A 12463-nucleotide genomic window follows, 5' to 3' on the forward strand; every position below is an offset into this window, starting at 1 on the left:
TCTAACTGTTTAAAAGTAATAAGTTGCTACCTGCGGATTATGATCGGAAGGATAAAAATCACCCTTATGCTCAGCTATATTTTCGTATTTGCTAACACGATATTTATGATTTGAAAATATAAAATCAATTTTCCCGCGCTTTATTTCTGGAGTCTTTCCAAAACTATTTAAAGACCAAGTAGGTCCAGTTTTTTCATTTGCTAGATAATAGGAATCATAAAATCGATATCCATCTCCTAATCCTTCTGTCAGCATTTTATAGTGTTTACTGGTTTCTCTAAAATTGAAATCTCCTGTAATTACAGCAACCTCCTGACCTGCTATCTCTTTAACTTTCTTCAATATCAGCTTAGTACTTTCTCCAGGAGCTTGTTTGCCTTTAAAATCAAAATGAGTCACAAAGAAATAAACCTGTTTGCCAGAATCCTTTAGCTCAAACTTACCCCAAGTAACAGTCCTCCGTAAGTTAGCATCCCAACCCAGACTTTGAACATCCGGTGTTTGAGATAACCAAAATGTACCTGAATCAATCAGGCACATTTTAGTTTTCAAATAGAGAATACCAACAGATTCCGCCCCTTGCCTTGCTTCAATTGGGCCAAATGCCCCGTATTCAACCATAAGATTTTTCAAATCCAAGTATTGTGGGAAATAAGCTTCCTGAATCCCTAAAAGAGCAGGCCTATGTTTTTTGATCACATCAGTCAGGTAGCTTTTTCTAAAACCCCAGTTATTTACACCATCATCTTGGTAATTCATCCGGATATTAAAAGACATGACCTTTAACTTAACAGGTTTTTGGGCTTGAACATCAACCAAAACAATAAAGAAGTAGCAAATAAACAGACCGATCAACTTAACATATCGCATCATCACCTTATTTTATATACTATTAAATCTTATTTATTCTCCTTGATTGAAACATGTCCTAATCTACTGGCAACACTTGTTATAGTTCCCCCAGTATCAGAGGTATTTGTTCCTGCCTGATTATTCTTAACCCGAGCTCTTATAAAAACTTTAGGTTTGTTCAACAGTTCCATTGGCAACGCAAAGTCAACTACCTTATAACCGGCGACCTGAGTATATAAAGTACCACTTCCTGCACGAACATAGTCTTGCAAGGTATACTCATCAATAAGATTCCATGAACCTGCATTCTGGTCTTCAGACCATTCAAGCACATAATTCCTTGGTCCCCCAACGATAACACCTCCTTCCAACTGCATAGACATTGGTTTAGTAAGACCAGTTGTAGATAATTCAAAAATCCAACTTTCCCCTTTGCCAGCATTCCACCATCCGCTTACACTATAACCTCCGCCAGTAGTTACGCTAGGTCCATTAAAATCTGGACCACTTAGGATGGATTTCGAAGAATGAGACATCTTAGCTCCATACTCTAAGCCAATATCAGGCAGCATAGGATTAGCATCACCTGTTTTATAACCAGACCATTCCGCAATAACCCTCGTAAATCCATTTTCTCTGTTTTCAGCCAAATTAATATCCTCACGATTTAATGGTCTTAATGAATATTTACCAATATCCCCACCAAACCTTGGAATATCGTCATGGACAAGAATACCTGTAATTGTACCACTTCCTTGAGGCAGCTTAGCAGAAGTGCGATAAGGAACTGCCGTATTAATCAACATATACATGTTATTGCGGTTAATATCTCGAATAGAACTTGCATAAACGGAAACACGACTAGCATATCCTTCATGCATATTGGAAAAATAACCATTTGGTATTGACATCTCCACATCCTTCAACTTAACCCAAGTGTAAATATCCTGGTCGGTTAAATCCTTCATATATACTTCTTTTGGTTGAACCGGATCGCCTTCATTCTTTTCCAAAATATGTTCATTTGCCACATCCTCTATAACATATCGCGTAGGATTGGAATATTTCGTGATTTTGGTTCCTTTCAACCAGATTTTAACACGCTCATTTTGATCGAAAATATTGTCAGCACTTGTCTTCGTTTTAAATAAAATCCCACCAGCTTGATTATTAACATCCTGAAGATAAAATGTAACTTCATTTTCATGCGGACTTACTGTACCTGGTGCAGTATTCAGATTTGTTGCTAAGTTGGCATTTCCTTTTTCACTTATGATTATCCCTTCAAGGAAGATGTTTTCAGTTATTATTCCGGTTGGCAACATGGACTTCACATAAGTCATGTCTTTTCCTTCTGCAAAATCACTATCATTACCAGCCTTAGGTTTTTGCTTTATCTTAATGGAATCTTGATTCAAAGTTCCAAGAGCATCCAAATAAGAAAGTTTTAAGATAGCAATACGATCTACAGTTTCATTTGTCTTTGCCACTGAAAACACCAAACTATTACCATTTTCAATATTTACATCAGATATCCAGTCTATTGATCCGGGATTTAGATACTTAATTTCCACCTTCATCAGTTCAAATGGAATATTTGCTACAATCCCTGACTTCATCTTTCCTCCTGCTGCAATTCCTGTAAGCAAGGTATCCTTTATAGCAATGGTTGTAGGTATTCCCCGCTGTTGGAATAGAATAGTATCCTTTTTATCGCCTCCTTGAACTACAATTTTTGTTTGTCTTGGTAAATTCCCAACATTCGAATCGAATTCAATAAAAAACTGTCCAGAGCCATTACCTGATCCGCTTGTAATCTTTGCCCATTTTTGTGAGGAATCAACCATCTCAGCATTCCAACCGGCCTCGGCATTAACCAAAACCCGAGTATTCCCTGCTGTGTCAGCTACTCGAATGATCTCATGATTAATCGCCACACCAGTATCATATATGAAATAACTTTCCTTTTGGCATCCACTGATTATCAATATAGTCCAGAACAATGCAATGCAAAGTCTAAAAATTGAAGTGTTATTTATTAATGGATTCATAATTTCTTAATTAAAATAGAATGATATAAAACATTATTATTGTTTATAGGCATCGTTGGTGAGAACACCTTTCGACCTAAACACCTCTTCATCAGGAATTGGATAAAATTCATGATAAGGCCTTAGATTCGCTTTAATTTTTTCATTTTCTGTTGCAATGGTGTTGTTTATGCTATCATAAAAAATCCCCCAACGCACCAGATCCCACTTGCGCCCATACTCACCCATTAATTCTCTTCCTCTTTCATCCATTAACTCTTCAAAAAAGGATTGTTTACCTGGGTAAACCTCTAGAATTGGAATATTAGCACGAATTTTAGTCATGTTGATATACCGAAGAGCTTCAGCTTCATTCCCTATCTCGTTATAGCATTCTGCTGCCATTAACAAGGCATCAGCATACCGAAATACCTTTTGGTTATTACCATCCAGCTTATTGTCCATTTGAATTGCCCAAAATTTTGGACCCATCCATGGTTTCCCCTCAAAGTTATCTCTTGAAGGCCTATTGAACCATTTATCATTATAATCCCTGGCCATCACAATTTTCTCACGGATATCATTAGGATATTTATTGAATATATCTATCAGGTGATCTGAAGGTGTAATCGAAGTAGAAGGGTTAGCTTTATCGCCTAGTTCCAATATTTCCACCCCATCATATATCGAAGTATTTGCTGTACGTGGTGGTGTGGTAATAGCCGCAACCAAGGTAGTCTTTCGAATACCAGTAGCAGACCAGGCAAACTGAACTTCTAAAATGGATTCTTCTATATTTTTATTTCTAAAGAGGATATCCACTAATTTATAGCTTTGGAGACTTCCATAAATTCCCATTATTTTTTGCAAAGCCGGCAAAGCAACATCATACTTTTTCTCCCACATGGCCATTTTGGCAATTAGGATATAAGCTAATGAAGCCGACACTCGATTCCCTACTATTAAGCTGGTTTTTATTTGTGGCAATGCTGGCGCATACTCAGCTAGATCTTTTATTAAATAATTTCTTGTATCAGATGCAGGCATCCTCCCTAGCTTTGTAATTTCTTCCAAATCATCAAAATTTGCAACCTCTTTGGTGTAAAATGGCACATCTCCAAACATGGAAGTCAATACATAATAATATAATGCTCTCAGGGTAACTGCCTCTGCTACTAATGATTTCTTTCTACCCTCTGCTACAGGTGATTTATTGATGCCAACAATGGTCGCATTACAAACCATCACCCCATGATAAGCTGCAGTCCAAATAATATCACCTACCCCTGGATTTGCTGGTGAAATAGCAAAACTTGCATCAGCATCGTCCAAGGCCCAAAAAGCCAAATCACTGCTCCCCTCGTTAATCTTAAATAAATTATGTGTAAAAATATCCGTGAGATTATCATAACATCCATTTAGCCCTGCGATACATTGTGCCTCATTTTGATAGAATTGATCTTTGTTTACCTGGCTTTTAGGAACCTCCTCCAAAAGCTTCGAACAGGAAGTCAAGCCAAAAAGAATTAGGAATGATATATAGATTTTAAAATGATTTTTCATGATGAATAGAATTGAAAAATTAAAAATTGACTTGTGCACCAAAAATTATTGTTCTGCTATTTGGATAAGCTCCATTATCCATCCTCCTAATCGTAGAACCTTCACTGACCGAAGAAACTTCTGGATCAAATCCATTATATTTCTTCCATAAAAACAGGTTATTACCACTTCCAAACAAGGTGATAGAATTCAATCTGTTTTTGGTTAGTTTATTCAAGTCAAATCGATAAGATAGTGATGCATTTTTCAATCTTAAAAATGAAGCACTATGTACAAAACGGTCGTTTGGAATCTGATCTTTTGAATTAGCATATGGGATATCAGAATCTGGATTCCTTACCGGATGCCAGGCATCTACCATATATTTAAATTGATTGGTGAATCGAGAACCTGTACCCATGAATAGTTCAATTGGATTATATAATTTACCTCCAATGGAATAATTAAAATAAAATGACACGTTTAATCCATAAATATTGAAGCTATTCTGCAAGCCACCATAAACTTCCGGGTCTGCATTTCCTAAGTAAACCAAGTCATCATAATCTAAGACACCATCTTTATTCTGATCAATGTAGCGCTGTCTACCAGGAACATAGTAGGCTGGTGATGCTGAGGCAAATTCTTTGGTATTCTGATTATCCAAGATTTCTTGTTGCGATTTCCAAGTTCCAGCATATTGCATTCCCCACAATGCATTCAGTGGTCTTCCTTGTTCATAAGCATACATTGGATAAAATGAACCGTGTGTGGTAGAATAAGCCGTTACCCGTTCAAATCCTCCTATATCATCCACCATTTGCTTATTTCTAGCGATGGTTAATGTGGTGGACCAAGTAAAATTCTTCTTTTGAATGTTTTTAAAATCCATAGTTAATTCCATCCCGTTATTGGAAGTTCCACCAATATTGGCTAAACGGCTTGGGTAACCTGTGTGAGTTGGGTATTGTAGGGTCAATAATAAATCTGTAGTTTTTGTATTATAGTATTCAAAACTTCCGGTAAGTCTGTTTTTGAAGAAACCAAAATCCACCCCTAAATTAATGGAACCAGTTTTTTCCCAAGTCAATCGATTATTTTCAATCCTCGACGGATAATAAGCCACCGGAATGGCATTATCGAAAATATATCCTGAAGTGGAACTGGAAAGTGCTGAAAGAGACTGATAAATTGGGATAGCGTCATTCCCTGCAATACCAGCACTGAAACGGAATGCAAGATCATTCAAAACAGGCTTTAATGGTTTTAGAAACTCTTCATTTGAAGCACTCCACTTTATTGCTCCAGATGGGAAATACCCCCATTTATTGTTTGCTGAAAAATTAGAAGATGCATCAGCGCGTGTAGTAAGTGTTAAATAATATTTCCTATTGTAATTATAATTAAAACGAACAAAGTTGGAAAGCTTAATTTGTTTTTGAAGATTTGATCCTAGACTTATTGTTTCTTTTGAAGGAATTGCCCCCATATTATTCTCCTCCAAGTCATCTATGAAATATCCTTCTCCACTCATCGTCATATTAGAATTCCAAAACTGTTGGTAAGAAAATCCATATAGACCATCCACAAAATGTTTATTTTCCCAAGATTTAGCATATGTGATTGTATTCTCACTTAGAATATTGTTGTTTTTATAAGCCCCCTTGTAGGCATACGCTCCAGACCCTTTGTTTGCCCGAGTTGGCAAGGATCCAGGAGTAAAATTATTGGAGAATCTATTATAATCGTAATACGATACTTGAGAACGAAGCTTTAATGATTTTATTGGTTCAATCTCAATATAACTAATCAGATTCAACGTTTTCCTTTGCATATTCCTCTTCATCAATTCAGCCATAGCCAAAGGAGAGTCAAATATTTGCCCCTCATATTGAAGTGGGTTCCAATCATTGAATGAACCATCTTCCTTGTAGGGCTCCATTAATGGTGTAAGAAACAGCGTATTTCTATACCAGTAATTGACATTTCCAACTTCAGCATTATTTAAATCTTGATCCAGGAAAGCATAATTCAATTTAAACCCTGTCTTTACATATTTGCTAAAGGTCTTATCTAAATTTACACGTGTTTGATAACGTTTTATGCCACTGTTTATAATAATCCCTTGCGTATTATTATAATTCCCGGAGAAGTAATATTTCGTGTTCTTATTACCTCCTGAACCTGACAATACCAAGTTAGTATATGGTGCATTTCGAGTGATCACATCTGTCCAGTTTGTGCCCTCACCTAAGGACAACGGATCTGGATATGGATACTCTTCCATTGGTTTAGTTTGGTTATTAACGTTCGAAATGTAAAACCAATCATTTTGCAATTGCACAAACTCTTGGGCATTCATAATATCCAGGTTCTTTGGTAAAGCAGCTGTCCCTAATTCTGACCTAAAATTAAATATGGGTTTCGACCCTTCTGCTCCTGACTTTGTAGTAATAATGATAACCCCGTTGCTACCTCTAGAGCCGTAAATTGCGGTAGAAGAAACGTCCTTTAATACTTCTATTAAAGTGACATCATTCGGAGATATATCATTTAAATCCGTTATGGCATCAATCACACCATCCACTACATATAATGGTTCATTATTGGCTGAAATAGATCTTGTTCCTCGAATTCTAATGGAAGTATTTGCTCCAGGTTCACCCGTTGTAGAAACTACCTCTGCCCCAGCAATCCTTCCTTGAAGCATCTGATCCACACGGATAACCGGAACCTCATTGATATCTTTCATTTTCACCTGTGAAACTGCACCCGTTAGATCACGCTTTTGAACTGTTCCATACCCAACCACAACAATTTCATCGATATCTGTTTCTGCCTGAATCATCACAACACTGACATTTAAATTGTCTCCTACGACAAGATCCACTTTCCGATACCCTAAATAGCTAAAGGAGATCTGATCTCCCTTTAATACCGACAGACTAAATTCTCCTTGTTCATTTGTTTTAACCTGAATTTTACTTCGAGTGTTTTGAACCGAAACACCAGCTAAGAGCTGTCCTATATCATCTCTAACTACACCGGTTAAGGTTATTTGTTGAATAACTGTTGATGAGCTATTTTCTAAGAGGTTTACATTAGAATCTGAATTATTGGCCTCAAAGACTACAATCGTTTTCCCCTTAAATGTATAATCTAAGTTCAAAGGTCCTAAAATGGTATTTAAGGCATCCTTTAATGGTTTGTTTTTTATCTCAACACGTATATTAGCACCTCTTTTCAGTAATTCAGCATTGCTAATAATATTATAATTGGATTGTTTTTTAAATTCCCTAAACACATCTGCAAGTGAAATATTATTCTTCACCAGCGTAATATTTTGTGCATTGGTTTTTGCTGTAACATGTAAACTAGCTATAAGCAGGAGAATGATGGCTATTTTCATAATTACCAAACTTTTATAAATTGGAAATACAGGAATATCTCCAAATAAAATGATATATTTTTTCATTAAATTTGAATAGGTTAGTTTTTAGAATTTGTACACATTTTTAAAGCAAGCCTTTCTTTGTCGAGGAAGCGCCAACTTCCTCGGCTTTAGACTTTTCTATTTATTTTCTTTAAGTATTACTTCCCTCCCTTCTATCTTTATAAGTATTCTTTTATCGGTGGTTTTTATTATATCCAATACCTTTTCAAAAGCTTCATTTCTTGAAATACTTCCCCAAACTTTGATTCCTTTTAGCGAATTAGAAATGGAATAATTGAAATTATACCAACGTGATAATTTTTTCATAACCAAATCTAAATTCTCGTTATTGAACATAAACTCTCCGTTTTTCCATGAAGAAAATTCCTCTGCATTTACCTGCAATAACTTTATGTTATTTCCAGAAATTTTAGCTTGTTGATTAGGTTTTAATAGCATGGTTTTGGACCCAGCATGATTAGTAGAGACCTCAACCGAACCATTATTTAAGGTAATTGATGACGAAAGGTTATCCACATAAGACTCCACATTGAATTCTGTTCCTAATACTTGAACCTTTTCATTTGAGGTATGAACTATAAAAGGTCTATCTTTATTCGCTGTAACCTCGAAATACCCTTCCCCAATAAGTTCAACTTCTCGGGTTTTTCCACTAAAATTTGATGGATAGGATAAGGAGCTTTCTGCATTCAACCAAACCTTACTTCCATCTGATAAGACAATACTGTATTGGCCTCCCTTTGGTATAGATAATCGCATACGCTGATTTATCATATCTTTGGAATTTCCTAAAGCCAATTCTGTCCCATCCTCATAGACTATTTCTTTTCCAACCTTAATTCCTGAACTTTCGTCAACTAACTCAATGGCATTACCATTTTCAAATGTTAAGACAGCTTGATTACTACCAGGAATTATACTGTCATTTAATGTTTCAGCATGTTGTGTAGAATTTCTATCGTTTTTAAATAAGTAAAGCCCGGCAAAAACAAAAATTATTATAGAAGAAGCAATGGATATCCAATTAACCCACATTCTTCTTGAAACTTTTGGTTTCAAAGGGATGACTGTTTTAGTGTCCGAATGGAGTTGATTTATCAGCTTATCTTCAAGAAGTAGAAACTCCTCATCACTATGTAAGATATATTGTGACAAGGATTCTTTTAAAGAATCTTCATTCTTGACCTCGAGAAGCAAAGAGCTCAAGAATGGATATTTTTGCATTAGAAAATGAAATTTAGGATCATTAATTTCCGTTAATTCTTTTCCTAGATGCGTTTTTAAAACATCAATAATTTCTTCTATTTCATTCATTTTAAGTTTCTGATAGTGCTTTGTTGAATAGAAACAATAATTTGAATAGAATCTTACAGATGGAATAAAAAATATTTGATTTTTATTTATTTAGGGAATTCAGGAAATATTGAATTGTAATAATAGTTGGGAATATATAGTCAGAATCATACATTTTCAAAGCCTTTCTTAGACTGGATAATGCTCTGGATTTTATGACATAAACAGAATTAGCATTAATTCCTAATTTATGGCAAATCTCTTCTACTGAATTTTCTTCTAGATAGGTTAAGCAAAAAACTTCCTTTTGTTTTTCAGGAAGCTTAGCAACTTCCTCTAATATTCTTCCGAATAACTCTGCACGAATAATCTTTTCCAGGACACCATGATCTTTACAGATCAAATTAAATTGATCCTCTACGTCCTCAAAGGATACTTTGTTATTCGCCTTTTTTATAAAATTATAACAAGAATTCTTAGTAGCAATATATAAAAAGGCCTTCAGCTTATTTGTCGTTTCAAATTTATCTCTTAGGTCCCATACCTTCAAATACACATCATTTACTATTTCTTCTGATGCCTGTTTATTTTTGATAAGTTGATTAGCAAGGAATAACAATTGCCTTCCATATAATTTATAAATGGTTCTTAGCGCTTTTTGATTGCCTTGATTAAGTTCAGGTATGATATTGGAAGGTACCATGAATATTTATAGAATTTCTGCAAATTTATCATGCAAAAAACAGTACTAATATAAACCTTTTATGCCATTAGTTTTTATTGATCAGTTATTTATTAACAATAAATTAATATCTAATACTTAAACATATCATTCTTTTTCAATAAAAATCATAGTATTTTAAACAAAAAACAGCTGAAATAGCGTTTCACAGAACATTCATCGAGAAGTACCAGTATTTCAGGAAAAATTTATGAATATTCAGCAGTTAGTTCTAATCTTGTCAATTTTATGTTACTTCCATTTCTTACAACAAATACCTAATTTCGTCAGCATAAATTCAATAACTAATGAAAAAACTTTTAGTAATATTTTTATTGAGCTCATCAGTTGCCTATGGTCAACGGAATTTCACAATTGATGAAACCGTTATGGGGCCTGGCAAATTTGCTCCAAAGTCTATCTATGGCGCAAAATGGGTTAGTAACATGGATGCATTTTCAAGTTTAGATAGTACATTTCAAAACCTGATTGCGCGTGATGCTAAAAATAATTGGCAGACAAAACAGTTAGCCTCCAGTAACGATATCAAACAAGCTTTAAGCGCTTTAATTCCAGGTGAAAAGTTTAACCTTCGTACTTTCCCAATGGATTATCAATGGATAGATTCAGACAACATAAGCTTTAGAGTTAATGGCCAAAAGAAAATCTACGGCATCAAATATAATTTTGGAACTAAACAATCTAAAATTGCTTATTCACTACCTCTTGATGCTGAATCTGAAGAGTTAAGTGATAAACTTATACAAACTGCTTACCTTAAAGGAAACAATATCGAAATCATTAATGCTGCTGGTGATGTAATCCAAGTGACTAGAGATACGATAGACGGAATTGTTAATGGTAATCCCGCTACCCACCGTAATGAATTTGGTATTGATAAAGGCATGTGGTGGTCACCTGATAACAAGCAATTGCTTTATTACCGTAAAGATGAAAGTATGGTATCAAAATATCCCCTTCCTCAGTGGGACACTCGAGTTGCTACAATAAAGGATATCCGATATCCTATGGCGGGAATGAAAAGTGAGGAAGTAACCTTGAATATCTACAATACGGACAGTAAACAATTCGTTCAACTGCAAACCGGAGAGCCTAAAGAACAATACTTAACCATGGTTACTTGGGATCCAACTGGAGACTACGTTTATGTTGGTGTTTTAAATCGTGGTCAAGATCATTTAAAGGTAAATCAATACGATGCTAAATCTGGTGCATTGGTGAAGACTTTATTTGAGGAACAAAATACAACTTGGGTAGAACCACAGCATCCATTAATTTTTCTTCCAAATAACAATAAGCAATTCTTATATCAAACCGATAAAGATGGTTACAATCAATTATTCCTTTATGACACACAAGGTAAGCTTATTCGTCGCTTAGGCTATCAGGATGTCTTAGTAACCGATTTCAAAGGATTTGATGCCAAAGGTACGAAAGCCTACTATATCGGTGCTACTAATAAAGGAATGGAACGTCATTTATTTGAAGTTGATTTAAAAAATGGAAAGACAAATCAATTAACACAGGTAAATGGTGTTCACAATGCCTCCATCAGTAATTCAGGAAAGTACATCTTAGACCAATACAGTAATCTGACTACACCAAATAACCTACAGGTTATTGATGCTAAAAACAAAAAAGTAAACTCGGTATTAACTGCTCCAAATCCTTTCACAGGTAAGATTAATTTACCGAAAATAGAGTTTAAGAACTTCACTTCTCCAGATGGTAAAACACAGTTAAACGCGCGTATTACCTATCCTGTAAACTTTGACCCAACGAAAAAATACCCGGTTATGGTTTATTTATACGGTGGTTCGCATGCACAGATGGTAACTGACAGATGGTTAGGTGGAGTGGGTTATTTCGATATGTACATGGCTCAAAACGGTTATATCGTTTTCACACTAGACAATCGTGGTTCAGATGCACGTGGATTTGATTTCACTCGTGTAACGCATAGAAACCTTGGTGAAGCAGAGATGGCAGACCAAATGGTGGGTATTGATTACCTAAAATCGCAACCTTATGTTGACAAGGATAATATGGGTATGTTCGGTTGGAGCTTTGGTGGATTCATGACCAGCTCATTTATGACCAAACAAAACGATATTTTTAAAGCTGCTGTTGCCGGTGGTCCTGTAATGGATTGGAAATATTACGAGATCATGTACGGAGAGCGTTATATGGATACTCCACAAGAAAATCCTGAAGGATATGAAAAGTCATCCATGTTAAATAAGGCTGATCGTTTGAATGGTCATCTATTGATTATCCATGGAGCTCAAGATCCAGTGGTTGTTCAGCAACATAGCATGGATTTCGTAGAAAAATGTATTGAAGCTGGAAAACAAGTAGATTATTTCCTATACCCTACCCACGAACATAATGTTTCAGGTAAAGACAGAATCCATATGTATGATAAGATTGCTAAATATTTTGATCTTTATCTTAAAAAGTAATCAAATTCAATTTTTATCACATTTGAAATAACAATAAATGGTTGCAGGTCTGCAACCATTTTTGTTACATATGCAATTACCTGTTTAA

General features: G+C 35.2%; 7 protein-coding genes. 1 reads left to right on the plus strand and 6 read right to left on the minus strand.

Annotated elements, in window-relative coordinates; genetic code table 11:
• Positions 1-9: 9 nt before the first annotated feature.
• The 6 genes from ACP6L2_RS06055 to ACP6L2_RS06080 all read right to left on the minus strand — a co-directional run bounded on the left by ACP6L2_RS06055 (position 10) and on the right by ACP6L2_RS06080 (position 9874).
• Complete coding sequence (locus ACP6L2_RS06055) at positions 10-873, minus strand: endonuclease/exonuclease/phosphatase family protein (protein WP_440508375.1); 864 nt, start codon at positions 871-873, stop codon at positions 10-12.
• 26 nt (positions 874-899) lie between these two features.
• Positions 900-2903 (minus strand): DUF5689 domain-containing protein, encoded by a 2004-nt coding sequence (locus ACP6L2_RS06060; RefSeq protein ID WP_440508376.1) that lies wholly within the window; start codon positions 2901-2903, stop codon positions 900-902.
• Between the two features lie 36 nt (positions 2904-2939).
• Entirely contained in the window at positions 2940-4445 is a 1506-nt protein-coding gene (locus tag ACP6L2_RS06065) for a RagB/SusD family nutrient uptake outer membrane protein (protein WP_440508377.1), read from the minus strand.
• 19 nt (positions 4446-4464) lie between these two features.
• Positions 4465-7899 carry a TonB-dependent receptor gene (locus ACP6L2_RS06070; protein ID WP_440508378.1) on the minus strand — a complete coding sequence of 1145 codons (3435 nt, stop codon included), beginning with the start codon at positions 7897-7899 and terminating at the stop codon, positions 4465-4467.
• A gap of 96 nt (positions 7900-7995) precedes the next feature.
• Positions 7996-9192, minus strand: a complete 1197-nt coding sequence (locus tag ACP6L2_RS06075; RefSeq protein ID WP_440508379.1) for a FecR family protein — start codon at positions 9190-9192, stop codon at positions 7996-7998.
• Between the two features lie 82 nt (positions 9193-9274).
• Positions 9275-9874 carry an RNA polymerase sigma factor gene (locus tag ACP6L2_RS06080; protein ID WP_440508380.1) on the minus strand — a complete coding sequence of 200 codons (600 nt, stop codon included), beginning with the start codon at positions 9872-9874 and terminating at the stop codon, positions 9275-9277.
• Between the two features lie 326 nt (positions 9875-10200).
• Here ACP6L2_RS06080 and ACP6L2_RS06085 point away from each other — a divergent pair, with 326 nt between their 5' ends.
• On the plus strand, positions 10201-12375 hold the full coding sequence (locus ACP6L2_RS06085; RefSeq protein ID WP_440508381.1) for a DPP IV N-terminal domain-containing protein: 2175 nt from the start codon (positions 10201-10203) through the stop codon (positions 12373-12375).
• The last annotated feature ends 88 nt before the right edge of the window (positions 12376-12463 follow it).

The organism is Sphingobacterium lactis (assembly GCF_051951495.1).
Taxonomy (GTDB): Bacteria; Bacteroidota; Bacteroidia; order Sphingobacteriales; family Sphingobacteriaceae; genus Sphingobacterium; species Sphingobacterium lactis_A.

Bases quoted from the DNA above. Each gene is read 5' to 3' on its own strand.
- ACP6L2_RS06060 (WP_440508376.1), bottom strand. From the start codon at position 2,903: ATGAATCCATTAATAAATAACACTTCAATTTTTAGACTTTGCATTGCA.
- ACP6L2_RS06070 (WP_440508378.1), bottom strand. From the start codon at position 7,899: ATGAAAAAATATATCATTTTATTTGGAGATATTCCTGTATTTCCAATT.
- ACP6L2_RS06075 (WP_440508379.1), bottom strand. From the start codon at position 9,192: ATGAATGAAATAGAAGAAATTATTGATGTTTTAAAAACGCATCTAGGA.
- ACP6L2_RS06065 (WP_440508377.1), bottom strand. From the start codon at position 4,445: ATGAAAAATCATTTTAAAATCTATATATCATTCCTAATTCTTTTTGGC.
- ACP6L2_RS06085 (WP_440508381.1), top strand. From the start codon at position 10,201: ATGAAAAAACTTTTAGTAATATTTTTATTGAGCTCATCAGTTGCCTAT.
- ACP6L2_RS06055 (WP_440508375.1), bottom strand. From the start codon at position 873: ATGATGCGATATGTTAAGTTGATCGGTCTGTTTATTTGCTACTTCTTT.
- ACP6L2_RS06080 (WP_440508380.1), bottom strand. From the start codon at position 9,874: ATGGTACCTTCCAATATCATACCTGAACTTAATCAAGGCAATCAAAAA.